The following is a 25,204-nucleotide window of genomic DNA, read 5'->3' on the forward strand; positions in this document are numbered from 1 at the left end:
ATGTCGCTGGCGAAAGCATCGATCTGGACGGCCGGCTCCACGCTGATAAAAATCGGCGCCGGGCTGGTGGTGGTCAAACTGCTGGCGGTGGCGTTCGGTCCCGCCGGCGTGGGGCAGGCGGGCAATTTCCGGCAGTTGATCACCGTATTGGGCGTCCTGTCCGGGGCGGGTATTTTTAACGGCGTCACCAAGTATGTCGCGGAATATCAGCAGCAGCCGGATCGGCTGCGGCCGCTGCTGGGCACCTCGGTTGCTCTGGTGCTGGGGTTTTCCACGCTGCTGGCGGCGGTATTCGTCCTGGCCGCCGCGCCGATCGCCCATGCGCTGTTCGGCCATGACGAATATCGCGAGGTGATCCGCGCGCTGGCGCTGATCCAGATGGCTATCGCCTACGCCAACCTTTTTCTGGCGATCCTGAAAGGCTACCGCGATGCCGTCGGCAATGCGCTGGCCGTCATCGGCGGCAGCCTGATCGGTCTGGCGGCCTATTGGCTGTGCTTTACCCTGGGCGGATACCGCGGCGCGCTGGCTGGGCTGGCGCTGGTGCCCGCGCTGGCGGCGCTGCCGGCCGGCTGGCTGATGCTGCGGCGCACGCCGCTCACGTTGGCGTGGCTAAAACCGGCCTGGGATAAGGCGATGGCCGGGCATCTGGGCAAATTCACCCTGATGGCGCTGATGACGGCGGTCACGCTGCCGGTGGCCTATATCATGATGCGCAACCTGCTGGCGGCGCATTACGGCTGGGACGATGTCGGCATCTGGCAGGGGGTCAGCACTATTTCGGATGCCTATCTGCAATTTATCACCGCGTCGTTCACCGTTTACCTGTTGCCGACGCTCTCCCGGCTGATGGATAAGACGTTGCTGGCGCAGGAGATCGTCCGTTCGCTGAAGTTCGTGCTTCCGGTGGTGGCCGCGGTCAGCTTTGGCGTCTGGCTGCTGCGCGACCTTGCCATCTGGCTGCTGTTCTCCAGCCAGTTTACCGCGATGAGAGACCTGTTCGCCTGGCAATTGGTGGGCGATGTGATGAAAGTGGGCGCTTACGTTTTTGGTTATCTGGTGATCGCCAAGGCGGCGCTGCGTTTTTACCTGCTCACCGAGGTCAGCCAGTTTCTGCTGCTTACCGGGTTCGCCCACTGGCTGATCCCGGTCAACGGCGCGCTGGGCGCCGCGCAGGCGTATATGGCGACCTACCTGGTCTATTTTTTGCTTTGTTGTAGCGTATTCATTATTTACCGTAGGCGAGCATGACGACGACACTGATCCATGTCCTGGGATCCGATATCCCGCATCATAACCGCACGGTTCTGCGTTTCTTTAACGACACGCTGGCCGCGGAGCTGCCCGCCCCCCAGGTCGGCCGTTTTATGGTGGCCGCCCGCGATCCCCTGCCGGCGGCGGATTTTCCCGCGCTGAATATTACGACCCACGCCGATAAAAAAACGCTGGCCCAGGCGGTGATCGCCCAGGCCAAAGCGGATCGCCGCACGCGTTTCTTCTTCCACGGCCAGTTTAACCCCACGCTGTGGCTGGCGTTATTGAGCGGTAAAATCAGGCCGTCGCAGGCGTACTGGCATATCTGGGGGGCGGACCTGTATGAAGAGGCGAGCAGCCTGCGGTATCGTCTGTTTTATCTGCTGCGCCGCGTGGCGCAAAACCGCATCGGACATGTGTTCGCCACGCGCGGCGATCTGACATATTATCAACAGCGGCATCCCCGGGTGCCGGCGTCGCTGCTCTATTTCCCGACGCGGATGGATCCGGCGCTGACCGCGGTCGAGGCGGATAAACCGCTGGCGGGGCAGCTGACCATTCTGGTCGGCAACTCCGGCGATCGCACCAACCGTCATCAGGAAGCGCTGCGGGCCATCCATCAGCAGTTCGGCGCCGGCGTGCGGGTGATCGTGCCGATGGGCTATCCCGCCGATAACGGACGCTATATCGCGCAGGTAGAGAAGGAAGGGCTGGCGCTGTTCGGCGTCAAAAACTTCCAGTTGCTGAAAGAGCAACTGCGGTTTGAGGATTACCTGAACATGCTGCGCACCTGCGACTTGGGCTACTTTATTTTTGACCGCCAGCAGGGCATCGGCACGCTGTGTTTATTGATTCAATTCGGCGTACCCTTTGTGATTAGCCGGCGAAATCCTTTCTGGCGGGATTTGACGGAGCAGCATCTGCCGGTGCTGTTTTATGGCGATAGCCTGGATGAAGCGCTGGTGCGCGAGGCGCAGCGTCAGCTGGCCTCGGTTGATAAGCGGCAGATCGCTTTCTTTAACCCCAATTATCTGCAAGGCTGGCGGCAGGCGCTGACGCTGGCGGCGGGAGAACCGACATGACGCTGGGAGAGTTTGGTGGCCTGTTCGTGGTTTACCTGATGGCGATCATTTTTATTCTGACGCTGACCTGGCAGGAGTTCCGGCGCGTCCGTTTTAATTTTAACGTGTTGTTTTCTCTTCTTTATCTACTGACGTTCTATTTCGGTTTTCCGTTTACCTGTCTGCTGGCGTTTCGCTTTGGCGTCGAGGTGGTTCCGGTGGAGTATCTGCTCCAGGCGCTGCTCGCTTCCACGGCGTTTTACGCCATCTATTACGTCAGCTATAAAACCCGCCTGCGCCCGAAAACGCTATCGACCCGCCCGCCGCTGTTTACCATGAATCGGGTGGAAACCAATCTGACCTGGATCCTGCTGGCGCTGATAGCGGCGGCCACGGTGGGCCTGTTTTTCCTCAACAACGGCTTTTTGCTGTTTAAGCTGCGCTCTTACAGCCAGATTTTTTCCAGCGAAGTGTCCGGCGTGGCGCTGAAGCGCTTCTTCTATTTCTTTATTCCCGCCATGCTGGTGGTCTATTTTCTGCGGCAGACGCCGCGCGCCTGGCTGCTGTTTCTTATCGGCACGGTGGCGTTCGGCATGCTGACCTATGTCATCGTCGGCGGCACCCGGGCGAATGTGATCATCGCGTTTGCCCTGTTCCTGTTTATCGGCATCGTACGCGGCTGGATCTCCCTGTGGATGCTGGCCGCCGCCGGCGTGTTCGGCGTGGTGGGCATGTTCTGGCTGGCGCTTAAGCGCTACGGGATGGATGTTAGCGGCGACGAGGCGCTGTATACTTTTCTCTATCTGACCCGCGACACCTTTTCCCCCTGGGAGAACCTGGCGCTGCTGTTGCAGAACTACGATAAAATCGAGTTCCAGGGATTAGCGCCGATAGTGCGTGATTTCTACGTGTTTATTCCTTCCTGGCTGTGGCCCGACCGCCCCAATCTGGTGTTGAACAGCGCCAACTATTTCACTTGGGAAGTGCTGAATAACCACTCCGGGCTGGCGATATCCCCCACGTTATTGGGTTCGCTGGTGATTATGGGCGGCGTGCTGTTTATTCCACTGGGCGCCATCGCCGTCGGCTTGATTATCAAATGGTTCGACTGGGTGTATGAGCTGGGGAAAAACGATGCCAACCGCTACAAGGCGGCGATTTTACAGGCGTTCTGCTTCGGCGCGGTGTTCAATATCATCGTGCTGGCGCGCGAAGGGGTTGATGCCTTTGTCTCCCGCGTGGTGTTTTTCTGCCTGATCTTCGGCCTGTGCCTGTTGATGGCGAAATTACTCTACTGGCTGCTGGAAAGCGCCGGATTGATCAGGCAGCGCTTATTACGCCCCCGGCCCGCAGCGGCGCCGTCCGCCCCCGCGGCCCCCACGCACGACGTGCCGTAAAGGATTTAACATGGCAGAACAAGAGACGATCCCCATCTATTCCATTCGCGGTTTATCCATTCACGGATTCCGCCATATGGCGCAGTTTGTTGATTACCTGTTTACCGGCGAGCGGCCTAAAACGGGAACGCTGGTGGCGGTCAACGCCGAAAAAGTGTTGACCGCCGAGCGGGATAGCGCCCTGCGGACGCTGCTGGACCAGGCGGAATATAAATACGCCGACGGCATCAGTATCGTGCGCTCCATCCGCCGCAAATATCCCCATGCCGAGGTGACCCGCATCGCCGGGGCGGATTTATGGGAAGCGCTGATGCAGCGGGCGGGCAAAGAGGGCTCGCCGGTGTTTCTGGTCGGCGGCCGGCCTGAGGTCCTGGCGCAGACGGAAGCCAAACTGCGGACGCAGTGGCGGGTGAACGTCGTCGGCAGTCAGGACGGTTATTTCGCGCCCGACCAGCGTGAGGCGCTGTTTCAGCGTATTCGCGCCAGCGGCGCGCAAATAGTGACGGTGGCGATGGGATCGCCGCGGCAGGAGATGCTGATGCGCGACTGCCGTCAGTATTACCCGGATGCGCTCTATATGGGCGTCGGCGGCACCTATGATGTGTTTACCGGCCATGTGAAGCGCGCGCCGCTCGCCTGGCAGAATTTGGGTTTGGAGTGGCTTTACCGCCTGCTGGCGCAGCCAAGCCGTATTACCCGTCAGCTCAAATTGTTGAAATATCTCGCTTATCATTATAGCGGACGTCTGTAGCCACGCTTATTGGGCGCGACGGGGTTTCGCTCGCGCCTTATCCTGAGCATAAAAAATATTTTATTATTTCTATTCCGTTTTAACGACCCGTTTGCCAATGGCTGACAAATGCTGAACCATATTCCCCTTCCGCGGATCGGGATGGCACGGTGTTATTCCCGCCCGCATTGTTGTATCTTCACGGCCGCTGATTTAACCGATGGCGCACTAAGCGTAGGGTGAATCAGGCGGGCAATAACGATAAGAACCGGTAATCGCCCGGATATAATCAATGTATTAATGACAGAGGATTTATGGCGGAAGATGTAAAAAAGGACAAGCTCCACAGGGGATTAGAGGCCAGGCATATCGAGCTGATCGCGCTGGGCGGCACCATTGGCGTCGGACTGTTTATGGGGGCCGCCAGCGCGCTGAAGTGGGCCGGCCCGTCGGTGCTGCTGGCCTATATTACCGCCGGGATATTTGTTTTCTTTATTATGCGCTCAATGGGCGAAATGCTGTATCTGGAGCCGGTGGCGGGGTCGTTTGCCGTCTACGCCCATAAGTATATGAATCCCTTTTTTGGCTACCTGACCGCCTGGGGCTATTGGTTTATGTGGATGGCGGTGGGGATTTCGGAAATCACCGCCATCGGCGTCTACGTGCAGTACTGGTTCCCCGAGCTGCCGCAGTGGATACCGGCGATAGCCGCGGTGGCGCTGGTGGCGGGCGCCAATCTGGCGGCGGTGCGGCTGTACGGCGAAATCGAATTCTGGTTCGCGATGATTAAAATCACCACCATTATTGTGATGATCGTCGTCGGGCTGGGGGTGATTTTCTTTGGTTTTGGCAACCACGGCCAGGCCACCGGATTTTCCAATCTGACGGCGCACGGCGGCTTCCTGGCCGGCGGCTGGAAAGGGCTGCTGTTCGCCCTGTGTCTGGTGGTGGCGTCTTATCAGGGCGTCGAGCTGGTGGGGATCACCGCCGGGGAAGCGAAAAACCCGCAGGTGACGCTGAAACGCGCCATCAACAATATCTTGTGGCGCATCCTGATTTTCTACGTCGGGGCGATCTTCGTTATCGTCACCATCTTCCCTTGGAATGAAATCGGCACCGCCGGCAGCCCGTTCGTGCTGACCTTCGCCAAAATCGGCATTACCGCCGCGGCGGGAATCATCAACTTTGTGGTGCTGACGGCGGCGCTGTCCGGCTGCAACAGCGGAATGTACAGCTGCGGGCGGATGCTCTATTCGCTGGCCAACAATCGCCAACTGCCCGCATGGCTGGGGAAAGTCACCGCCGGTGGGGTGCCCGCGGCCGGCGTCACCATCTCCATTCTCTGCCTGATAGCGGGGTCGCTGCTTAACTACATCATCCCCAATCCCGAGAAGGTGTTTGTTTATGTCTACAGCGCCAGCGTGCTGCCCGGCATGATCCCTTGGTTCGTGGTGTTGATAAGCCAACTGCGCTTTCGCGAACAGCACCGCGCGGCGCTGGCGGCGCATCCGTTCAAGTCGGTGCTGTTCCCCTGGGTGAACTACCTGACCATGGCGTTTTTATGCTGCGTGCTGGTGGGCATGTATATCAACGTCGATACGCGGATGTCGCTGCTGGTCGGCATGGCGTTTCTGGCCTTTGTCAGCCTCTGCTATCGGGTGCTGGGTTTGGGTAAAAAACAGGCGTCGATAGCGGCTAAAATGTAGCGATTAGCGGAGGGGAGAGCGGTTTTGTACGTAATTTAACGCGAAATGAGCAAAGCATAAGCAAACGCATCATTTCGATAAAAAAGCACTAGACAGGCACCGGTTAAATACGTAGTATCCCCTCCCGCAACGGCGCTATGCGCCCGTAGCTCAGCTGGATAGAGCGCTGCCCTCCGGAGGCAGAGGTCTCAGGTTCGAATCCTGTCGGGCGTACCATTAAATTGTGTGCAAGAGCTGCGGTGGTACATTTACCCCGTAAAGAAAGTACCCGTCAAAAGCAGTAACAGTGTGGTATATGGTGGCTATAGCTCAGTTGGTAGAGCCCTGGATTGTGATTCCAGTTGTCGTGGGTTCGAGTCCCATTAGCCACCCCAGATTTAAACGTTTGTGAGTTATGCGAAGGTGGCGGAATTGGTAGACGCGCTAGCTTCAGGTGTTAGTGTCTTAACGGACGTGAGGGTTCAAGTCCCTCTCTTCGCACCACACAGACGAAAGCATCCGCAATGCTTAAGCAGTATATTCGGCGAGTAGCGCAGCTTGGTAGCGCAACTGGTTTGGGACCAGTGGGTCGGAGGTTCGAATCCTCTCTCGCCGACCAGCTTATTTAAAGGTTTTGTCCATAGCCGTGCGGACAAGGCTGCCAGAACAAAAAAAACAGCAAGTTGTCATGACTTGCTGTTTTTTTGTTTCCATCAGGCGGGGCGAGACCCGTTGGTTTGCCTCACTTTATCGCTGTCACCATCTGTAAAAATTTATCCCGCAGCGCATCCTGTATTTTGGGATTCCATGCAATCCCAATCCGCCATCCGGTGTGCTTCCCTTCAGGCTGCACCAGCGTCACGCCGGTCGGTTGAAAGTGGCTGACGCCCGCGGGCAGCAATGCCACGCCGTTTCCCGCCGCGATCAATGCCAGTAGGGTGTGAATATCGTCCGCAGCAGATGCCGGTCTGGCGCTGAGGTTATTCTCTTTGAGAAAACGGAGCGCTTGGTCGGCCAGGCCGCGCCCGCGGTGCGGGCTGATTTGCAGTAGCGGATGCGTTTCAAGTACAGGCTGGATATTCGCCGGATCTACTTGAACGCCCGATGGGACGGCCAGGACCAGTTTTTCTTCCATCAGCGCCTTGGCCTCCAGCGGCTCAGTCGCCGGCAGACGGATAAATCCGGCCTGAAGTTGCCCCTCCAGCAACATTTGACACTGTACGTTGGAAGGAATGTCGTTCAGGGATACTTCCACATCCGGGAGCTGTTCACGAAAAATATTTACCCATGCAGGGGCAAGCTGAAATGACGATATGCCGAACCCAAGCGCCAGCTTACCCACATTCCCTTTCTGTACTCTGCGCGCATATTCCAGAAACTCATCGTAATGTTGCAATAATTCGCTGGACCTGGAATAAAGCAGCTTTCCGGTAACCGTCAGCTTCGCGCCATGACGACCGCGATGAAAAAGGCTTACTCCGGTCAGATGCTCCAGTGTCTGGATCTGCTTTGTCAATGCGGGTTGCGTCAGGTACAGGGTTTCCGCAGCGGCATGGTAGCTCCCCTGCTCAGCCAATGTTACAAATGCCCGCAACAGTTTCATATCCATTCCTGCCGTTTATCAAATCCATATAAATTGGAATTATACAGTTTAGCTCTCTGCTGGTGAAATTGTCGTCAGTTTCCGGTGGTCGTCGCTGCAGCCTGTATCAAGCGTAGCGCTATTGTCTGATGGAGAGAGAGAAATGAGTGAATCCGTAGAGAAGTTAGCGGCGGTCTTGTTTGATATGGACGGTGTTCTGATCGATTCCAGAACCCTCATTGAACAAGCGTGGCGCGAAGCCGCCCAGATGTACGGGCGCCAGATCACCGACGAAGACATTCATAAGCACATTCACGGTCATCCCGGGCCGCATACTATCCGCGCTTTATTCAGTGATTTACCGCTTTCCGACCAGAAGAAGGTTCAGGCGCACATTATCCATGTCGAAAATACCGCCGACTGTGATCCCATTCCGGGCGTGGCGCAGCTCATCGCTTCCCTGGGTGAGGCCGGGATCTCGGTCGGTATCGTGACCAGCGGCTGGCGCCTGAAGATAGATCGCGTCATAGCATTGCTCCAGGCGCAGCCGTACATCTCGGTGATCGTCGAGCGAGATGATGTGACCCGCGGTAAGCCGTACCCCGACCCCTATCTCCTCGCGGCGCAGCGTCTGGGCATTCCCGCCGGTAAAACCGTCGTTTTCGAAGATGCCAAGAGCGGAGTGACCTCCGCCGTCGCCGCCGGCGCTTATTGCGTCGGCGTCGGCGATGAAGACCTTATGCCTTTTGGCGCAAAACTCATTATCCCTGACTTCCGGGATGTGAAAGTGCTGACCAAGGATGCGGACAGCTCAGTCCTCTCTTTCTGCCCGGGGCGCCGGGTGATCGTGGAACGATTATCGGCGCATCGCGAAAGGCAGCCTGCGCGGAAAGGCCATTCCTCATGAAACAGGCGCAAAAGGGGCGATGGGCTGTTGCCGTACTGTTTTTCGTCAACGGTTTTGTGACCGGCGGCTGGGCCGTGCAGATAGCGCAGCTCGTCCCGCGATTCGGGGCAACAGACGGAATGATAGGTCATCTTATCCTGACATTTGGGCTGGGCGCGCTGATCATGATGCCGGTATCCGGCATGTTGATGGTCAAGTTCGGTTCGCAGCGCATTGTGCGGATTTTTGCTGGCGCAACGTCAGTGGCGCTACTGCCGCTCGGGCTTGCTCCAAACATTCCGCTATTGGTGATTGCCCTGTTTGCCCTCGGCGCCACGATCGGTTCGATGAATGTCGCCATGAACGCCAATGCGGTGGCGGTGGAGAAAGCCCTGTCTCGGGCAATACTCTCCTTCTCACACTGCTCCTGGAGCATCGGTCTGTTTGTGGCTGGTTCGATAGGTGGTTACGCCGTTAAGCATGGCGGATTTCTCGGGCATATCTTTCTGACAAGCGCGACGGCGGCGGTACTTATCGCTGTTACTTGTCCTTTCGTTCTCAAAGATGATCCTGCGCCGAAAACAGAATTTAAACAGCCGATGCGCCTGCCTCGTTCACCTAATATTTACCTTATAGGACTCATTGCGCTATTTGGCATGATTCCGGAGTGCGCGGTCGTCGACTGGTCTTCGCGGTATCTTTTGAAAGACATGAACGCCAGCGTTGAGACGGCCAGTCTCGCCTTCGCTCTGTTCGCCGCTACCATGTCGGCGCTGCGCTTCTTGGGTGACGCGGTGCGTAACCGTTACGGAGCGGTACGTATTATACGTCTATCAAGCCTGTTAGCTGCGATCGGTATTTTGAGCGCCGCGTTGGCGACCAGCCCGTGGCAGGCGATTATCGCCTTCGCATTGGCAGGGATCGGGATCGCCAATATTGTCCCGATCGCTTTTTCAGCCGCAGGCAATCAGCCGGGCATTGCTGCCAGCACCGGTATGAGTATCGCCACCACCATAGGCTATTTAGGCACATTGATGGCCCCTGCGCCGATTGGATACTTTGCTCAGATCACCGGTTTTTCCAATGTGTACATAGTGATGTCGCTAATGCTGGGCGCGATATTTTTGCTGGCGCCATTGGTACGCGGCGCGGAACTCAAGCCGCGGGAGATAGACCCTCAGCAATCGGGGTCTGTCGCAGTAAAAGATTGAGAGCGATAGAAGCTATTAGATGTTCGGACAGGGGCGGTGAAAAATGGAAAAACGGCAAGTTATCATGACCTGTTGTTTTTGCTGCCAGTCATGTTTTCCTTATCTGCTTATGAGTCCCCGGTTACAGGGCTTCCCCGTTAGTTATAAGCTATAACCATTCAATCATTGTCTGGCCGCGTCGCGTTCCCGTAAACATATAACCGAATAGTTTCGCGTAGCGAGGCGATGAGCGCGTTTGCGACGCTATTGGATGAGGGAGAGCGGTTCCCCTTGTACCGGCTGTTTTCGGAGGAAGTATGCATCTGGATCTACGGCAACTGCGTAACTTTCTGGCGCTGGTGGAGCAGAAGAGTTTTGTGCAGGCGGCGGATGCGGTCTATTTGTCGCAATCGGCTTTTAGCCGCAGTATTCAAGCGCTGGAACAGGCCGTGGGCTGTCAGTTGATAGAGCGGCAGAGCAAACAGTTTGCGCTGACCTGGCAAGGGGAAAGATTGCTTCCCCTGGCGCGGCGCATGCAGGAATTATCCGGCGAGCTGCTTAAAGACATGCGTCATATGAGCGACGAGCAGGGAGGACATCTGTTTTTTGGCTGCGGCCCCGCTCCTTCTTCCATGCTGATTCCGCAGGCGCTGGCAAACTTTCACCGCCAGCGTCCCGGCGTGCGGATAGCCTATAGCGTCGATAACTGGCAATCGCTGCATCAGCGGCTGATAGCGGATGAATTTTCCTTTTTCGTCGCCGATATCTGGCAGGCGGAGATCAACCCCGAACTGCGGGTGCAGCCGCTGCGCAGTCAGCGCTGTTTTTTCGTCTGTCACCAAACGCATCCGTTGGCCGGGCAGGATAGCGTGACGCCCGCCCAACTGCTGAGCTATCCTTTCGCCGCCCCTTACCTGCCGACAGGCATACGCAAGGTGCTGGCGGCGCTGAGCCAGCAGCCGGACTTCACTCCGCATATTCAGTGCGATTATATTTGCTCGCTGTTCGGCGTACTGCGCCACAGCAACGCCATCAGCTTCGTCAGTGAGGATACTTTCCTGATGTTACAAAAAAGCCACGGACTGGTCGGCATCAACCTGACGGAAGTCCCGCCGGAATGGGCGAAAATGCGTACCCACTTCGGCATTATTTCCCCGATGAACAAGCCCCTGCCGCCGCTGGCGCAGTTGATGGTCGACACGATTATCGATACCGATCGCGAAAGAAATATATTTGAGTTGGATGCCTGTCCCGCTGGCTCCCAGCGCCAAACAAACTTTCCGCTCTAAAATAGATCCCGAAGGTATAAAGCGCACCCTTGCCATATGTGATAATCATCGCCATTAAAAAGACGATGTAAATCTAAATCCCGCCTGATAAATCCAAACGAGTAATTTATGGCATCACATCTTATTGATTTTCTTCTTATAGGGAATAACTTTGGCACGCCCGAAATGCGCGGCGTATGGTCGGAACATAATCGCCTGACCAAACAGGTTGCGGTGGAAGTCGCCCTGGCGCTGGCCGAAGGGGAACTGGGCGTTATTCCGCAGGAAGCGGCCCAAACGATAGCCGAAAAAGCGGACGCCGGCGCGCTGAACGTGGAAGATATCGCCCAGGATGCGGCGCGCATGAAGCACTCGCTGATGCCGACCCTCGCCGCGATCCAGAAACAGTGCGGCGCGGCGGGCGAATTTATCCACTATGGCGTCACCACGCAGGATATTGTCGATACCGCCACCGTATTGCAGCTAAAACAGTCATTCGACATTGTGGTCAGAGACGCCCAGCTGCTGGCCCTGGAGCTGAAACGTCTGGCGAAAAAGTATCAATACACGCTGATAACCGGCCGCACTCACGGCATGCAGGCCCTGCCCACCACCTTCGGTTTTAAGCTGGCGGTGTGGCTGGATGAGTTTATCCGTCATCTTGAGCGCCTGAGCGAAATTAAGGCGCGGGTACTGGTGGGCAATATCAACGGCGCTATCGGCACCTATGCCTCCTTTGGCGAGAAAGGCCCGGAAATCGAGCGCCTGACGCTGGATAAGCTGGGCTTGAACACCCCTAACATCAGCTGGCAGTCCGCCCGCGATCGTTTTTCCGAATATGCCTCCGTCGTGGTGCTGATCAGCGGCACGCTGGGCAAGATCGGTAACGAGCTGTATAACCTGATGCGCACGGAAATCAACGAGATCGAAGAGCCTTTTTCGGCAGGCAAGATCGGTTCGACGACCATGCCGCACAAGCGTAATCCGGCGGCGATTGAAGGCCTGGCGAGTTTGACGGCGCCGGTGTTCAAAAGCGCGGCGCTGATCCATGAATCGATGAAAGTGGAACATGAGCGCGATGCGATGAGCTGGCGCGCGGAATGGATCGCCCTGCCGGAAATCAATATCTATCTGTCCGCCCAGTTGCAGAATGCGCTGGGTATCCTGCGCGGCATGTCGGTGAACGAAGAGCGGATGCGGGCCAATCTGGAGCAGCAAAACGGTTTGTTGCTGTCCGAAAAAGTGATGTTTGAAATTGGCAAGCGCCTGGGCAAACAGACCGCGCACCAGCTGGTTTACGAGTGTTCCATGCAGGCATTCGAGCAGAACCAGTCATTCAAATCGGTATTGCTGGAACACCCGGCGCTGTCCGCGCAGCTGACCTCCGCCGAGCTGGATGACTGGCTGAACCCGGCCAACTATCTGGGCAGCGCGCCGCAGAAAGTGGATGAGGTTATCCGCTTTGCGGATAATTCGGGCCTGTTGCCGGCGTAATAAGGTGGAATCATGAGTACGGTATTTCGCCAGGCCACGTTGGAGGATGACGAGGCGTTTCTGGCATTGGCGCTGGCGGCGTTTGAGCCGATACGCCGGTTAGGGATCAATTTTTCCGCCGCCCATGCGGATATTGATATGGTGCGCAGGCATATCTCGTCGCACGGCGTGTATGTCATGGAGAGGGATGGCCGTCTGGTATCGTCATTCTCTATCCGTTACCCCTGGGGGCCGGAGCCCGGTCCTTACGGTTTGCCGCATCTGGGCTGGTTCGCCACCCATCCGGACTATAAACAGCAGGGGCTGGGCCGGCAGATGATGGCCTGGCTGGAGCGGCATATTCTGATCGACCAGCTCAAGGCGCCGGCGGTGTCGTTGGGCACCGCGCAAAGCCACCCGTGGCTGCTTGAAATGTATAAACATTATGGTTTCAAAGAGGTCGGGCAGGCGGATTTAGGCAAAGGCCATCTGACCATTTTTATGGAAAAGATCCTTGATAACCATTCATATAACCAGTGGAAAGAGAGAAATTCAAAATGATAATGAAAAAAGCGACGTTGTCCGTTTTAGCATTGGCCGCGGCCTTTCTGGCGGCGGGCTGTGATTCTCAGGATAAAGCCGCGTCCCAGGGCGAAAAAGTGTTGAGAGCCGGGTCCACCGGGCAGAGCTACCCCAGCGGCTTCAAGCAGGATAACAAGCTGGTCGGTTTCGATATTGAAATCACCGAAACCATCGCCAAGGAGCTGAACTATAAGGTCGAGTGGGTGACCGCCGATTTCAGCGGCCTGATGGGGCAGTTTGAAGCCGGTAAGCTGGATACGGTCGCCAACGTGGTGGCGATTACGCCGGTGCGTAAGGAGAAATATAACTTTGCCCAGCCGTACAGCTACTACGGCAGCCAGATCGTCACCCATAAGGACAACGCCGATATCAACACGCTGGACGACCTGAAAGGGAAAACGGTGGCGGGCGTGCTGGGGTCCAACCATATCAACAATCTGAAAAAGGCGTTTCCGGACGGCAGCGTAACGATCCGCACCTATGAAACCCGCGACGGCGCAATGAACGATGCGTTGTCCAAACGCGTGGAAGGCTATGTGAATTCCCGTCCGATTCTGCTGGCGGAAATCAACAAGCGTAACCTGCCGTTTAAGCTGGTGGGGGATTCGCTGGTGGTGGAAGAGGTCAGTTTCCCGTTCCATAAAACCGAACAGGGCGACGTACTGCGCAAACAGTTTGATGAACAACTGAGCAAATTGCGCGACGACGGACGACTGAAGGAACTGTCGATCAAATATTTCGGTGAAGACATTACCACACCGCCGGCCGCGCATTAATCGCGCCGCCTCTCGACAATCTTAAAGCCATCGGCGCGGCCTGCGCCGCACGATGGCGGTATCAATGGTATTACTGATGAATATCGATCTTGCCTACCTGCTAAAAGTCTTTCCCCAGGTGCTGCTCTATCTGCCGATGACGCTGTTGCTGGCGGTGGTTTCCATGTTTTTCGCCATGATCATCGGTCTGGTGCTGGCGCTAATCAGGGAAAGCAAGATAACGCTGGTGGTCAAACTGGTTGAGCTGTATATCTCGCTATTCCGCGGCATACCTTCTCTGGTGCAGCTGTTTATTATCTATTTCGGCTTGCCGCAGCTTTTCCCCGCGTTGTCCGATCTGAGCGCCATGTCCGCGGCGATTATCGGCTTCAGTCTGAAAACGTCGGCCTATATGGCGGAGATATTCCGCGCCGCGCTGGCCTCGGTGGATTTCGGTCAAACGGAGGCCGGGTTGTCGGTAGGGATGAGTAAGGCGCAGATTTACCGGCGGATTGTGCTGCCTCAGGCCATGCTCAATGCGTTGCCCGCCACCGGCAATACCTTTATTTCGCTGATCAAGGATACCTCGGTCGCGTTCGCGCTCGGCGTTTCCGAACTGTTCGCGGAAGGCAAGATGATTGCCGCGGAGTCGTTACGTTTCTTTGAGACCTTCCTGGTGGTCGGTCTGATTTACTGGCTGGTGATCATTGTTTACGCCTGGCTGCAAAAGCAGCTGGAAAAGAAACTGAATCACTCGCTGCAGCGATAGGGGGCTGAAATGATCAGTGTAAAGCATCTGACTAAACGCTTTGGCGATCAGGTGGTATTGGATGATATCAGTCTGAATATCGCCCAGGGAGAAGTGGTGGCGATTATCGGCCCGTCCGGCTCGGGAAAATCCACCCTGCTGCGCTGCCTTAACCTGCTGGAAAAGCCGCAGGCGGGAACGATAGAGATTGGCGGGCAAGTGCTGGATACGCGCCGCTACTCGGGCAAAGAGGCGTACGCGCTGCGCCGCCAGACCGCCATGGTGTTCCAGAACTACAACCTGTTCAAGAATAAGACGGCGTTGGAAAATATCACCGAGGCGCTGATCGTGGTGAAGAAAATGGCTAAAAAGCAGGCCGACGAGCTAGGTATGGCGCTGCTGGAACAGGTGGGCTTATTGCCGCAGGCGGCGCAGTATCCGGTGACGCTGTCCGGCGGGCAGCAGCAGCGCGTCGGCATCGCCCGGGCGCTGGCGGTGGATCCGAAAGCCATCCTGTTTGATGAACCGACCTCGGCGCTGGATCCGGAACGGGTGCACGAAGTGTTGCAGGTGATTAAAAAACTGGCGAAAAACAACACCACCATGGTCATCGTCACCCATGAGATGCAGTTCGCGCAGGAGGTGGCGGACCGGGTTATCTTTATGGCGGACGGCCATATCGTTGAAGAAGGCCCGGCGGAAAAAGTGATCAGCTTCTCCGATAATCCGCAGACGCAGCGTTTCTTACGCCAGTTGACCAATCTTCCCGATCCGGTCGAGTTCGACATTTAACCGAAAAATAAAGCAGCACCTGCACGCCCCTGAGCGGGCGGCTCTGTTAAGCGGAGCAGACAATATGGAGTAAGCATTAATGAAAACAGCATCTCAGCATCAGCCGTTGGCGCAGTTTATTCAGGCATTTCGCCACGACCTGCATCAACACCCGGAATTATCGAATCAGGAATTTGAGACCACCGCGAAAATCAGAGCCGTACTGGAAAAGGAAGGGATTCGCGTGCTCGATCTGCCGCTGAAGACCGGTCTGGTGGCGGAAGTCGGCGGGCAGCAGGGCGGCCCGCTGGTGGTGTTGCGCTCCGATATCGACGCCCTGCCGATTGAAGAGGAGTCCGGCGTTGACTTTACCTCAACCCGTAAAGGGGTAATGCATGCCTGCGGGCACGATTTCCACTCTTCCGCCGCGCTGGGCGCCGCCATTCTGCTGAAAAAAATCGAGCCGGAACTGAAAGGCACGGTGCGCATTTTGTTTCAGGCCGCCGAGGAAACGGGGCTGGGGGCGCCGGAGGTGATTGCCACCGGCGCGCTGGACAACGCGGCGGCGATCTTCGGCATTCATAACGATCCCACGCTGCCGGTCGGGGTGATCGGCGGTAAAGAGGGCGCGCTGACCGCCGGCGTGGACCGCTTTGAAATCAAAATCGCCGCCAAAGGCTGTCATGCGGCGAAACCCCATGAAGGCAACGATCCCATCGTTATTCTGGGTCAGCTTATTTCCGCGACGCAGACGATTATCAGCCGCAGCGTACCGTCGGACAACAATGCGGTGGTGTCGATCACGCAGGTGCACAGCGGCAGCACCTGGAACGTGATCCCGGATACCGCCTATGTGGAAGGTACGGTAAGAACCTTCAGCCAGGCCGTCCGCGAGCTGATCGAACAGCGCTTTCGCCAGGTTGTGGCCGGGATTGCCGCTACCTTTGGCGCAGAAATCGAGTTTATCTGGCATGCCGGGCCGCCGTCGGTGGTCAATACGGCGCAGTGGGTCGACTTCGCGCTGAACGTGGCGGACGAAGAAGGGTTCGAAGCGCGGCGCATTGAGGCCAGCCCCATCGGCGAGGATTTCGCCTTCTATCAGCAGAAGCTGCCGGGAACCTTTATGATGGTGGGGTCCGGCGGCCCGTACGCGCTGCATCACCCCAAATTCCGCGTCGACGATCGCGCGCTGTTCCCCACGGCGCACTACCTGTATCAGTTGGCGAAGCAAAGCCTGGAGCAGCTGGCCTCCCGCTGAGTTGATAGGCCATGCCGGTATTTTGCCGGCATTGACCGCTATCCCGTCGCGAGAAGGAGACGATTAACTTATTGATATAATATAGGTTAATCGCTCCATCCTGATTCCGTCTCCGCCGGGCGACAGTTCGCCTCGATGTTAATGACTGAGTATCTGATCGAGAAACTGCCGGGTGCGCGGGTGTTCAGGCTGGTTGAAGAAGGTTTGCGGCGGCGCGGATTCGATCACGCCGCCGTCGGCCATCAGGATCACCTTATCCGCCACCGTTTTGGCGAAGCCCATTTCATGGGTGACCACGATCATGGTCATACCGCTTTCCGCCAGGTCGAGCATCACGTCCAGCACTTCTTTAATCATTTCCGGGTCCAGCGCCGAGGTCGGCTCGTCAAACAGCATGATTTCCGGCTGCATACATAAGGCGCGCGCAATCGCCACGCGCTGCTGCTGCCCGCCCGATAGCTGCAGCGGGAACTTGTGCGCCTGATTGGCGATATGCACTTTTTCCAGGTAGGTCATGGCCAGATCGATGGCGTCCTGCTTCTTCTTATTGTTTACCAGCGTAGGGCCGATGGTCAGGTTATCCAGTACGCTCAGGTGCGGAAACAGGTTGAACTGCTGGAACAGCATGCCGATACGCGAACGCACCCGGTTGATGTTCCTGATGTTGTCGTTGACCTCAACGCCGTTGACCCGAATGTGGCCCTGATGGTGCTCTTCCAGGCGATTGATGCAGCGGATCAGCGTTGATTTCCCCGACCCCGACGGGCCGCAGATCACCACGCGCTCCCCTTTGCGCACGTTGAGGGAAACATTGTTCAACGCCTGAAACGCGCCGTACCATTTACTGACGGCGTCGATTTCAATGACGATGTCGTTGGCGAGTGAATGGCTCATGATAGCGAGGCTCCTTGATTAAGCATGTCGGGGTTACGGCTGGCATCAATGCGTTTTTCCACCCACAGCGCATAGCGGGAAAGCAAAAAGCCGAACAGCAGATAAATGGCCGAAATAAACAGATAGGTTTCGAGGTAGTAGCGGCGCCACAGCGGGTCCTGCATCACCGAACTGGTGGCGGTGAGGATATCGAACAGCCCGATAATCAGCACGAACGAGGTATTCTTCATCGCGGCGATAATGTGGTTGGTCATGGCGGGCAGACAGATACGCAGCGCCTGCGGCAGAATGATTTTGGTGGTGGTGTGCCAGTAGCCCAGATTGAGCGCCGTGGCCGCCTCATACTGCCCGCGCGGTACGGATTGCAGCCCGCCCCGGATCACTTCGGCCTGATAGCAGGCGAAAAACAACGCGATGCCGACGACGACGCGCAGCAGCTTGTTGATTTCCATGCCCGGCGGCAGAAAGAGCGGAAAGACGTTGACGGCGACGAACAGAATGGTAATCAGCGGCACGCCGCGCAGGCTCTCGATAAAAATCACGGACAGGCCGCGCAGGAACGGCAACGGCGAGCGCCGTCCCAGCGCCAGCAGCACGGACACCGGCATGCCGAGCACCACCGTGCCGCTGAACAGCAGGACGGTCAGCGGCAGTCCGCCCCATTCGCTGGACGGCACGACGCTCAGGCCGAACACGCCGCCGTGCATCAGGGAGGCGATGGCGGCGAGCGCCGCCGCCCACAGCGGCAGCAGGATGCGGGAGCGCCAGAAGCGCGGCATCAGCGACAGGCCGAGCGCCAGGAACCAGATAACCAGCGCAATCACCAGACGCCAGTGCTGATCGTAAGGGTACAGCCCGAACAGCATCGGCCGGTGTTTCTCCACGATCACCGCCCAGCAGGCGCCGGCCGCCGCCCGGCACACGTTGGGATCGGCGGTTTGCCAGACGGCGTCTAGAATGCCCCAGCGCGCCAGCTTGCCGCCGATGAACAGCAGCGCGGCCGCCAGCGCCAGCGTCAGCAGCGTTTGCGGCACGCTGCCGAACAGATGACGCCGCATCCACAGCAGGGACGTGCGCAGGCGGGGGCTGGCGGAGGAGAATGACAATGCGGGAAGTGACATAGCGCGCTCCTCAGCGTTCTTTAATGGCGACGACGCGGTTGAAAATATTCATCAGCAGCGAGGTGATTGTGCTGACGGTGAGGTAGACCACCATCATGATGGCGATCACTTCCAGCGCCTGTCCGGTCTGGGTCATCAGCGTATTGCCGATGTTGGCCAGCTCCGGATAGCCCACCACCACGGCGATGGAACTGTTTTTGGACAGGCTGACGTACTGGCTGGTGAGCGGCGGCACAATCACGCGCATCGCCTGCGGGATGATGACGCGGCGCATCGTCATCCAGGGCGAAAACGACAGCGCACGAGCCGCTTCCAACTGCCCTTTCGGGATGGACTGAATGCCGGCGCGCACGATCTCCGCGATAAAGGCGGAAGAATACAGCGCGATGCCGAGCAGCAGCGCGGTGAATTCCGGGCTGATGGTGAAACCGCCCTGAAAATTAAAGCCGCGCAGAGTGGGGCGATCCAACTGCGTCGGCGCGCCGCTCAGCCACCAGGCCAACAGCGGCAGACCGACGATGAGCGCCAGCGCGACGCGTCCGGCGGGCAGCGAACTGCCGCGATATTCGCGCCAGTAACGCGTAGCGCGCAGCAGGAGCAGGCTCAACAGCAACGCGGCGAGTAGCGCGACGGCGCTCCACTGCCAGCCGGGATGGGCGGCGGGCAATGTAAACGACAGCCCCCGGTTGGTGAGAAACCCCAGGCTGCCGAGTTCGATGGCCGCGCGGGGAGAGGGCAGGTTGCGAATGACCACCGACCAGAAAATCACCTGCAGGATCACCGGCACGTTGCGCCACAATTCGATATAGCCTTCCGCCAGCCGGGCCAGCAGCCAGTTACGCGAAACCCGGGCGATGCCGACGGAAAAACCCAGCACGGTGGCGAGCGCGATGCCGCACAGCGTTACGTTGAGCGTGTTGAGCAGACCGACGACGATGGCGCGCGCGTAGCTGTCGCGCGGCGTGTAGCGGATGAGTTTCTCGCCGATTTCAAACTGGGCGGCGTGGTGTAGAAAGCCGAACCCGGTGGCGATGTTCTGCGCGCGTAAATTGTCCACTACGTTGCTATAAAGCCAGTAACTGAACAGCACGATCAGCGCGCCGAGCAGGCATTGATAAAGCCAGGCGCGTAAAGATTTATTGTCTAAGAGGCGCAGGAAAAAGATGCGTCGGGGCAACGTCTCTAAAGACAGCGGCGCGCGCGCAGATGAGAGAGTCTTATGTGATGATTTCATTACTGCCGTTTCTTTTATTCAGGTCTGGTATTTCCCGCCGCGGCGTTTGCGCGATGCCGCTCCAGGTCACCCGAAGGGGTTCAGGGCGCGGAGCACATAACGCAACGGCGTAAGTTCAGGGCGATGCCTGAACTTACGCCTCCTGGAGATGAGCGGAACTTAACGAATAGGCAAGCCGTACAGCAGGCCGCCCTTGGTCCACAGATTGTTCAGATCGCGATCCAGCGGTTCGGCGGTATCGGGGCCGAAGTGGCGGTTATAGATATCGCCGTAGTTGCCCACCTGTTTCACGATGTTGTACACCCATTTATTGTCCAGCCCCAGCTTCTGGCCGTAGTCGCCGGTGACGCCCAGCAGCGTCTGTACGTCCGGGTCGCTGGATTTCAGTTGTTCATCTACGTTGGACTGGCTGACGTTCATCTCTTCCGCGTTGAAAGTGGCGTAAACCGCCCACTTCACAATGTCGAACCACTGGTCGTCGCCCTTGCGCACGGCTATCGCCAGCGGTTCTTTAGAGTAGATGCCCGGCAGGATGTAGTGATCCTCCGGGTTTTCTGCGTCATGGTTTTTCACCCCGGGCAGGGCGATTTTATCGCGGGCGATGACGTCGCAACGGCCTGACAGATAGGCGGACACGTACTCTTTATTGTTTTCAATCACCACAGGGGTGTATTTCATGTTACGGGAAGCAAAGATCTGCGCGATGGTAAATTCTGCTCCGCTGCCCGGCGTGACGCAGATGGTGGCGCCATTCATATCCTCGATTTTTTTCACGCCGCTGTTGGCGCGCACCATAAAGCCGACGCCGGTGTAGAAAGTCGGCGGCGCGAAGTTCAGCCCCAGCGATACGTCGCGGGATAGCTGCGCGGTGGTGTTGCGCGACAGCACGTCCACTTCGCCTGACTGAATGGCGGGGAAACGCTGGGCGGAGGAGAGCGGGGTGAAACGCACCTTGCCGGCGTCGCCGAACACCGCCGTCGCCAGCACGCGGCAGAAGTCGACGTCCAGACCGGTCCACTGTCCTTTGCTGTCGATGGAGGAAAAACCGTGACGGGCAGGATGCACGCCGCAGATCAGCTCTCCTCTGGCCTTGATTTTCTTCAGCGTTTCGCCATTGCCGGCAACGGCGGTTTCCGCATGGGCGGGAGACAGGGCGCTACCCAGGGTTAGCAGCATCACTGCCGCCAAAGCGCGCGTTTTATTTAGCATGAATATTCCTTTTAGCGGAGTGATTTGATTTAACATTATGTATTTATTGGTATTTTTATTTATGGTGCTCTTTTGTATACCAATGTTCTCAACGCCCTGTCTAAATGGCAAATAGCAAATTTCACTATGCAAAGAGAAATAGTGGATATAGCAAGAAAGGCTTTGGTTGGTATAGGAAAATTGCCGTTATGCGCGAATTACGCCCAGCCCCTGATGCCCTGCCAGAGTAGCTGCGCGCTGAGGATAACCATCGTCAGGCGAAAGGCGGTGCGAAACAGCCTTTCGGGCAGGTTATCCAGCAGCCGGGTGCCGAGCCAGGTGCCCAGCACGCCGCTGGCGATCATGGCGATCAGCATCGGCAGCCAACTGGCGTAGGCAAAGCCCATCAGGCCGAAGGCGAGGATTTTCAGGCCGTGTTGCAGCACCATACAGGTGGCGTGAGTGGCGATCAGCGGTTGTTTGGTCAGCCCCTGCGAGCCGATCAGCCCGGCGACCAGCGGGCCGGTCGCCCCGACGATCATGGTGCCGATACTGGTCACCGCCCCGCCGAGAATAAAGAACGGACGGTTTATCTTTTTGGGCGGCGCGCGCTTATGAAACACCGACCACAGAATAAACAGCGCCAGAGCGATTTTGGCCACGCTGTCCGGGATCCAGGCCGCGACCGGCGCGCCAAGCGCGATGCCCGCGACGCTACCGATAAAAAACCACAGCACCAGCGGCCATACCACGTACAGACGTTGCATCAGCGTACGGCTCAGATTCGAACCGAGCTGCACAATGCCGTGTACCGGCAACAGGCTGCTGACCGGCATACCCAATCCCATGATCGCCAGCAGCGTCACGCCGCCGCCCAGCCCCAGCGCGGCGGTCAACGCCGAGGTGAGAAAACTGCAAAACACCAGTATGCCGGCAAACAGCGGTGAGATTTCCGGCGGGATCAGGTTAAGCATAATAAACAATCTCGTAATAATACGACGGACCTGCCGTCGGGCAGGTGGATAAGGTCAGCGAAAATCATCCTGCAACAGACGTTGATACAGCGCCTGGGCCGCTTCAGGCGGCATCGCCTGGCCGGCGCAATCGAGGAATTTCTGCTCAATCAGGCCGTCCGGCAACGGATTGTCGGCGCTGGAGCCGCGCGCTCCCGCCACGTAATGGCTAAGGCGCCGCCCATCCTCGGTAATCAGCGTAACCTGCGCGCTGTGGGTAATGCTTTCATCGTGACAGCTCAGCTCGACTTTCGCCATCAGAGCGTTGGTGGCGGGATCGTTGAACGCGGCGGCGTCGATAAAATCATCCAGCGTCAGCCGGCCGTTGAGCCAGGCGCGAGCGATACAATAATGCAGGCTGAACTTCCCGGCCAGCGGTGTTTCCGGCCGTGGCGTATTGATGTGCGGGAAACGGATCGGGTGGACGGCGATCTGAATACGCGCGATCCGCTCCGCGGGCAGCGCGCTCTGTTCACGCAGCGTCAGCAGGGCGTCCAGCGGCGACAAGATCGCATAGCAGCAGGGGAAATATTTAAAGTTGTTGCCTTTGACCCGATCGAGGATATGCGATGGCGCATCCCAGGCTTCGGTGAGCGGGGCGGCGTCATAGTTTTCCGGCCCGCGGTTATAGACATTGAAATAACCGTGGTGATGTTCAAAGGCCGTCAATCCGGCGCTGTACTCCTGACGGGCCAGCAGCGTCGCCATCAGCGCACTGCGATTGGCGTGCCCCACCGCCAGCGATTTGGTCTGGCTGCCGAAGTTGGACTTGATGCCGGAAGCCAGCGACGCGCTAATCGACAGCGCGGCGGCCGTTTGCTCTTCGCTAAGCTCCAGCAGCACGGCGCAGGCGGCGACGGCGGCAAAGATGCCCACCGAGGTGGTGGGGTGCCAGCCGTGGCGATATTGAAACGGGCTGACGGTTTTTCCCATCCGCGCCGCGGTTTCGTATCCCGTAAGATAGGCGCGCAGTATCTCCGCGCCGCTGGATTGCCGCTCATCCGCCAGCGCCAGCAGCGCCGGCAGCACCGCCACCGAGATATGGCCGTGCAGCCAGGAGTTGGAGTCATCGAAATCCAGCAGGTGCGCGGAGGTGCCGTTCAGCAAGGCGGCATCCAGCGCGTTGAGATGCAGATCGGTGCCGAACACCCGGCTTTTCCCCGCCGCCGCCGTGGGGACGATCACCGCGCGGAGTTTTTGCGCTCCATCCTGAACCCCGCCCGCCAGCGTTACGCCAAGCGTATCGATAATGGCGGTTCTGGCGTGCGTCAAGGCGTCGGCGGGGAAGGTCCGGCGGGAAAATTCCAGCAGGTTACGGGCAAACTGGCGGGCAATGGTCATGAAACGGGTTTCCTGTACAAATCGCGCAATAAAAGCCCGGCCGTTATGTCGGGCCGGGACAAGATGGGTGAGGCTGTCGAGGTTAGACGCGAGCGGCCAAAATTTCGGTGATGACGGACAGCGAGCCGGGCTGCTCAAAGTTAATCGCCGCCTGGTACAGCCTGTCGCTATCGGCGATGCCTAACAGCGGAACGGTCAGCGTGTCGAACTTGGCGCGCAGTTCCTCGGCGGAGAGCGGGTTTTCCGCATGACCGCGATAGACCCGCGTTTCACCCTGCAACCGTTCGCCGTCCTCCAGCCAGACGTCGATAAAGGCGGAACTGGCCGACTGGCCGTCCACGGCTTCCACCGTCAGCAGCGGCAGCAATTGGCGCGGACGCGGATCGTCGACGGTCTGCTGGGTGAAATCGATATCGGTCAGCTGGTAGCCGCTCAGCGCCAGGGCAATGCAGTGGGGAATGCTGAATTTGCTTTCCAGCGGCGTTTTCGGGTTGGCGATACCGGCGTTAACCATGCCCATCGGATGTACTTTGGCGTGGATCCGTTCGATTTTACGGCCGTTAAGACGCGGATAGAGACCGCGGGCGGTTTCTATCGACGCGTGTGTCCCGCGGCAGCTGGCGTAAAGCTTGTAGCCGTTGGTGAGCAGTTCCCAAGTGTCGCCGAAATCCAGCTCGGGAATTTCCGCGCTGCCGTCCTGAATAAATATTTTCACCCAGCCGTCGGTTTCATAGAAGTGATGCGCGGCGGTAAATCCTTCGGCGGCCAGCTCGGCGGCCAGAATGCCGTCCATCGCGGCTTTGCCGGCGTGAAACGGTTTGCCGTGGGTGCCGGAAGATTTCTGTAGCCCGCCCATCATGGTGGCCGCCGCGCCGAGCGCGTTGGCGATTTGCTGCGGATTCAATTGCAGGATCGAGGCGGCGACCGCGGCGGCGCCCGCCCGGCCCACCACCGAGGTGGGGTGGAAACCGCGCCGTTGCAGATTGCGCCCCACGCCGGGCACCCAGCCGCCGCCCAGCTTGGCCATCACCTCAAAGCCGGTAATAAAGGCGATCAGCGTCGCCTGTTCGTCGGCCTGATAGGCCTGGGCCATCGCCAGCGCCGCGGACCAGCAGGGGCTGCTCGGATGCCCGGCGCCCGCCGGATGGGTATCATCGTAATCGGCGGCATGCGCCATGGTGCCGTTGACCAGCGCGGCCAGCGCCGGCGCGGTTTTATCGCCGAGAAAAATTTGCGCCTCGCCCTGCGAATGCCAGCGCCCGACGGTCTGGCGCACCGCCTGTACGGCGTCGTCATTGACTGCGCCCAGCGCCACGCCCAGATAATCAACCAGCGCGCGTTTGGCTTCGAGCAGCACGGCGTCGGGAATGGGGAGCCGGGGGGCATGGCTGATAAACCGGCTAAGCTGTTCTCCGCGCGAGCGCGCTGGGGTAGTGGTCATCGCAATGACTCCTTAAGCAAAAATGCTATGACGCTAACGATGAAAAGGGCTGCAATTCCGGAAAAATAAGCATGGCCTTTATTTGTTGCATTCATTTGTATACCGTTATGTCAGGCAGAATAGCAACAGCGCCCGTCGCCACAAAGATGCTTTTTAGCTAAGTAAAGAACAAAATAAGCAATGCGGGATATTGCCAACGGCGCGGCGTCGGGCAAACTTGAAACGTTTTCAACTCATTGACGATCGTCATTCCGGCGAAGGCATCAAGCTGGCTTATAATGATGATTTTTGGCCCGCCCGGCGCGTGCTTTCTCATTGTTACCTTACTCATT

23 protein-coding genes and 4 tRNA genes are annotated in these 25,204 nt (G+C 58.0%); 18 read left to right on the top strand and 9 right to left on the bottom strand.

Translation table 11 applies throughout. The annotated features are described in order from the left end of the window. The 9 genes from wzxE (at position 1) to DDT56_RS12360 (ending at position 6,746) form a co-directional block, all read left to right on the top strand. A complete protein-coding gene (wzxE, locus tag DDT56_RS12320) occupies positions 1–1,251 on the top strand; it encodes a lipid III flippase WzxE (RefSeq protein WP_136166742.1) in 1,251 nt (416 codons plus the stop codon). Then, on the top strand, positions 1,248–2,336 hold the full coding sequence (locus DDT56_RS12325; RefSeq protein ID WP_136166743.1) for a TDP-N-acetylfucosamine:lipid II N-acetylfucosaminyltransferase: 1,089 nt from the start codon (positions 1,248–1,250) through the stop codon (positions 2,334–2,336). The genes wzxE and DDT56_RS12325 overlap by 4 nt, the downstream gene beginning before the upstream one ends. Continuing rightward, the gene (gene wzyE, locus DDT56_RS12330) at positions 2,333–3,712 is read left to right on the top strand and encodes an ECA oligosaccharide polymerase (protein ID WP_136166744.1); all 1,380 of its coding nucleotides are present in this window, start codon (positions 2,333–2,335) and stop codon (positions 3,710–3,712) included. The genes DDT56_RS12325 and wzyE overlap by 4 nt, the downstream gene beginning before the upstream one ends. Positions 3,713–3,722: 10 nt before the next feature. After that, on the top strand, positions 3,723–4,463 hold the full coding sequence (wecG, locus tag DDT56_RS12335) for a lipopolysaccharide N-acetylmannosaminouronosyltransferase (RefSeq protein ID WP_136166745.1): 741 nt from the start codon (positions 3,723–3,725) through the stop codon (positions 4,461–4,463). Between the two features lie 293 nt (positions 4,464–4,756). Next, entirely contained in the window at positions 4,757–6,148 is a 1,392-nt protein-coding gene (gene thrP / locus DDT56_RS12340; RefSeq protein WP_136166746.1) for a bifunctional threonine/serine APC transporter ThrP, read from the top strand. 139 nt (positions 6,149–6,287) lie between these two features. Beyond that, a tRNA-Arg gene (locus tag DDT56_RS12345) sits at positions 6,288–6,364 on the top strand. A gap of 82 nt (positions 6,365–6,446) precedes the next feature. Further along, positions 6,447–6,522 (top strand) — tRNA-His (locus DDT56_RS12350). A 22-nt stretch (positions 6,523–6,544) separates the two neighbouring features. Beyond that, a tRNA-Leu gene (locus tag DDT56_RS12355) sits at positions 6,545–6,631 on the top strand. 38 nt (positions 6,632–6,669) lie between these two features. Next, positions 6,670–6,746: transfer RNA gene (locus DDT56_RS12360), tRNA-Pro, on the top strand. Between the two features lie 123 nt (positions 6,747–6,869). Here the strand turns inward: DDT56_RS12360 and DDT56_RS12365 are convergent. Next, positions 6,870–7,736, bottom strand: a complete 867-nt coding sequence (locus DDT56_RS12365; protein WP_136166747.1) for a LysR family transcriptional regulator — start codon at positions 7,734–7,736, stop codon at positions 6,870–6,872. Between the two features lie 136 nt (positions 7,737–7,872). On the opposite strand from DDT56_RS12365, the gene DDT56_RS12370 reads away from it, so the two are divergent. From DDT56_RS12370 to DDT56_RS12410, 9 genes are all read left to right on the top strand, one after another. Then, positions 7,873–8,616: an HAD family hydrolase gene (locus DDT56_RS12370; protein WP_136166748.1), complete on the top strand. Its 744-nt coding sequence runs from the start codon at positions 7,873–7,875 to the stop codon at positions 8,614–8,616. Further along, positions 8,613–9,806: an MFS transporter gene (locus DDT56_RS12375; protein WP_136166749.1), complete on the top strand. Its 1,194-nt coding sequence runs from the start codon at positions 8,613–8,615 to the stop codon at positions 9,804–9,806. Before DDT56_RS12370 ends, DDT56_RS12375 begins: the two co-directional genes overlap by 4 nt. A 296-nt stretch (positions 9,807–10,102) precedes the next feature. Then, positions 10,103–11,074, top strand: coding sequence for a LysR family transcriptional regulator (locus tag DDT56_RS12380; protein ID WP_136166750.1), 972 nt, complete (start codon positions 10,103–10,105; stop codon positions 11,072–11,074). A 108-nt stretch (positions 11,075–11,182) separates the two neighbouring features. Beyond that, positions 11,183–12,547, top strand: a complete 1,365-nt coding sequence (gene purB, locus DDT56_RS12385) for an adenylosuccinate lyase (RefSeq protein WP_136166751.1) — start codon at positions 11,183–11,185, stop codon at positions 12,545–12,547. Between the two features lie 12 nt (positions 12,548–12,559). Beyond that, positions 12,560–13,087, top strand: coding sequence for a GNAT family N-acetyltransferase (locus DDT56_RS12390; RefSeq protein ID WP_136166752.1), 528 nt, complete (start codon positions 12,560–12,562; stop codon positions 13,085–13,087). Then, positions 13,084–13,884, top strand: coding sequence for an amino acid ABC transporter substrate-binding protein (locus tag DDT56_RS12395; protein WP_210417017.1), 801 nt, complete (start codon positions 13,084–13,086; stop codon positions 13,882–13,884). Before DDT56_RS12390 ends, DDT56_RS12395 begins: the two co-directional genes overlap by 4 nt. A 76-nt stretch (positions 13,885–13,960) precedes the next feature. Then, a complete protein-coding gene (locus tag DDT56_RS12400; RefSeq protein WP_040343583.1) occupies positions 13,961–14,632 on the top strand; it encodes an amino acid ABC transporter permease in 672 nt (223 codons plus the stop codon). A 9-nt stretch (positions 14,633–14,641) separates the two neighbouring features. After that, positions 14,642–15,403 (top strand): amino acid ABC transporter ATP-binding protein, encoded by a 762-nt coding sequence (locus DDT56_RS12405; protein WP_136166753.1) that lies wholly within the window; start codon positions 14,642–14,644, stop codon positions 15,401–15,403. Positions 15,404–15,482: 79 nt separating this feature from the next. Next, on the top strand, positions 15,483–16,640 hold the full coding sequence (locus DDT56_RS12410) for a M20 peptidase aminoacylase family protein (RefSeq protein ID WP_136166754.1): 1,158 nt from the start codon (positions 15,483–15,485) through the stop codon (positions 16,638–16,640). A 138-nt stretch (positions 16,641–16,778) separates the two neighbouring features. Here the strand turns inward: DDT56_RS12410 and DDT56_RS12415 are convergent, their stop codons facing one another. The 8 genes from DDT56_RS12415 to DDT56_RS24400 all read right to left on the bottom strand — a co-directional run bounded on the left by DDT56_RS12415 (position 16,779) and on the right by DDT56_RS24400 (position 25,203). Continuing rightward, the gene (locus DDT56_RS12415; RefSeq protein ID WP_136166755.1) at positions 16,779–17,534 is read right to left on the bottom strand and encodes an amino acid ABC transporter ATP-binding protein; all 756 of its coding nucleotides are present in this window, start codon (positions 17,532–17,534) and stop codon (positions 16,779–16,781) included. Then, complete coding sequence (locus tag DDT56_RS12420) at positions 17,531–18,655, bottom strand: amino acid ABC transporter permease (RefSeq protein ID WP_136166756.1); 1,125 nt, start codon at positions 18,653–18,655, stop codon at positions 17,531–17,533. Before DDT56_RS12420 ends, DDT56_RS12415 begins: the two co-directional genes overlap by 4 nt. A gap of 10 nt (positions 18,656–18,665) precedes the next feature. Then, on the bottom strand, positions 18,666–19,889 hold the full coding sequence (locus DDT56_RS12425) for an amino acid ABC transporter permease (RefSeq protein WP_136166757.1): 1,224 nt from the start codon (positions 19,887–19,889) through the stop codon (positions 18,666–18,668). Between the two features lie 159 nt (positions 19,890–20,048). Beyond that, positions 20,049–21,098, bottom strand: a complete 1,050-nt coding sequence (locus tag DDT56_RS12430; protein WP_136166758.1) for an amino acid ABC transporter substrate-binding protein — start codon at positions 21,096–21,098, stop codon at positions 20,049–20,051. 197 nt (positions 21,099–21,295) lie between these two features. Then, positions 21,296–22,051, bottom strand: coding sequence for a sulfite exporter TauE/SafE family protein (locus DDT56_RS12435; RefSeq protein ID WP_210417018.1), 756 nt, complete (start codon positions 22,049–22,051; stop codon positions 21,296–21,298). A 54-nt stretch (positions 22,052–22,105) separates the two neighbouring features. Further along, positions 22,106–23,431, bottom strand: coding sequence for an MmgE/PrpD family protein (locus tag DDT56_RS12440; protein ID WP_136166759.1), 1,326 nt, complete (start codon positions 23,429–23,431; stop codon positions 22,106–22,108). A gap of 82 nt (positions 23,432–23,513) precedes the next feature. Next, the gene (locus tag DDT56_RS12445) at positions 23,514–24,872 is read right to left on the bottom strand and encodes an MmgE/PrpD family protein (protein ID WP_136166760.1); all 1,359 of its coding nucleotides are present in this window, start codon (positions 24,870–24,872) and stop codon (positions 23,514–23,516) included. A 157-nt stretch (positions 24,873–25,029) separates the two neighbouring features. Then, complete coding sequence (locus tag DDT56_RS24400; RefSeq protein ID WP_168197619.1) at positions 25,030–25,203, bottom strand: hypothetical protein; 174 nt, start codon at positions 25,201–25,203, stop codon at positions 25,030–25,032. Between the last annotated feature and the right edge of the window lies 1 nt (position 25,204).

Origin of the sequence: Brenneria corticis (assembly GCF_003115855.1) — a bacterium.
GTDB classification, from domain to species: Bacteria; Pseudomonadota; Gammaproteobacteria; order Enterobacterales; family Enterobacteriaceae; genus Brenneria; species Brenneria corticis.

What these genes read in the sequence shown, in the direction of transcription:
- wzxE (WP_136166742.1), top strand. Translation starts at nt 1, where the DNA reads ATGTCGCTGGCGAAAGCATCGATCTGGACGGCCGGCTCCACGCTGATA.
- DDT56_RS12325 (WP_136166743.1), top strand. Translation starts at nt 1,248, where the DNA reads ATGACGACGACACTGATCCATGTCCTGGGATCCGATATCCCGCATCAT.
- wzyE (WP_136166744.1), top strand. Translation starts at nt 2,333, where the DNA reads ATGACGCTGGGAGAGTTTGGTGGCCTGTTCGTGGTTTACCTGATGGCG.
- wecG (WP_136166745.1), top strand. Translation starts at nt 3,723, where the DNA reads ATGGCAGAACAAGAGACGATCCCCATCTATTCCATTCGCGGTTTATCC.
- thrP (WP_136166746.1), top strand. Translation starts at nt 4,757, where the DNA reads ATGGCGGAAGATGTAAAAAAGGACAAGCTCCACAGGGGATTAGAGGCC.
- DDT56_RS12365 (WP_136166747.1), bottom strand. Translation starts at nt 7,736, where the DNA reads ATGGATATGAAACTGTTGCGGGCATTTGTAACATTGGCTGAGCAGGGG.
- DDT56_RS12370 (WP_136166748.1), top strand. Translation starts at nt 7,873, where the DNA reads ATGAGTGAATCCGTAGAGAAGTTAGCGGCGGTCTTGTTTGATATGGAC.
- DDT56_RS12375 (WP_136166749.1), top strand. Translation starts at nt 8,613, where the DNA reads ATGAAACAGGCGCAAAAGGGGCGATGGGCTGTTGCCGTACTGTTTTTC.
- DDT56_RS12380 (WP_136166750.1), top strand. Translation starts at nt 10,103, where the DNA reads ATGCATCTGGATCTACGGCAACTGCGTAACTTTCTGGCGCTGGTGGAG.
- purB (WP_136166751.1), top strand. Translation starts at nt 11,183, where the DNA reads ATGGCATCACATCTTATTGATTTTCTTCTTATAGGGAATAACTTTGGC.
- DDT56_RS12390 (WP_136166752.1), top strand. Translation starts at nt 12,560, where the DNA reads ATGAGTACGGTATTTCGCCAGGCCACGTTGGAGGATGACGAGGCGTTT.
- DDT56_RS12395 (WP_210417017.1), top strand. Translation starts at nt 13,084, where the DNA reads ATGATAATGAAAAAAGCGACGTTGTCCGTTTTAGCATTGGCCGCGGCC.
- DDT56_RS12400 (WP_040343583.1), top strand. Translation starts at nt 13,961, where the DNA reads ATGAATATCGATCTTGCCTACCTGCTAAAAGTCTTTCCCCAGGTGCTG.
- DDT56_RS12405 (WP_136166753.1), top strand. Translation starts at nt 14,642, where the DNA reads ATGATCAGTGTAAAGCATCTGACTAAACGCTTTGGCGATCAGGTGGTA.
- DDT56_RS12410 (WP_136166754.1), top strand. Translation starts at nt 15,483, where the DNA reads ATGAAAACAGCATCTCAGCATCAGCCGTTGGCGCAGTTTATTCAGGCA.
- DDT56_RS12415 (WP_136166755.1), bottom strand. Translation starts at nt 17,534, where the DNA reads ATGAGCCATTCACTCGCCAACGACATCGTCATTGAAATCGACGCCGTC.
- DDT56_RS12420 (WP_136166756.1), bottom strand. Translation starts at nt 18,655, where the DNA reads ATGTCACTTCCCGCATTGTCATTCTCCTCCGCCAGCCCCCGCCTGCGC.
- DDT56_RS12425 (WP_136166757.1), bottom strand. Translation starts at nt 19,889, where the DNA reads ATGAAATCATCACATAAGACTCTCTCATCTGCGCGCGCGCCGCTGTCT.
- DDT56_RS12430 (WP_136166758.1), bottom strand. Translation starts at nt 21,098, where the DNA reads ATGCTAAATAAAACGCGCGCTTTGGCGGCAGTGATGCTGCTAACCCTG.
- DDT56_RS12435 (WP_210417018.1), bottom strand. Translation starts at nt 22,051, where the DNA reads ATGCTTAACCTGATCCCGCCGGAAATCTCACCGCTGTTTGCCGGCATA.
- DDT56_RS12440 (WP_136166759.1), bottom strand. Translation starts at nt 23,431, where the DNA reads ATGACCATTGCCCGCCAGTTTGCCCGTAACCTGCTGGAATTTTCCCGC.
- DDT56_RS12445 (WP_136166760.1), bottom strand. Translation starts at nt 24,872, where the DNA reads ATGACCACTACCCCAGCGCGCTCGCGCGGAGAACAGCTTAGCCGGTTT.
- DDT56_RS24400 (WP_168197619.1), bottom strand. Translation starts at nt 25,203, where the DNA reads ATGAGTAAGGTAACAATGAGAAAGCACGCGCCGGGCGGGCCAAAAATC.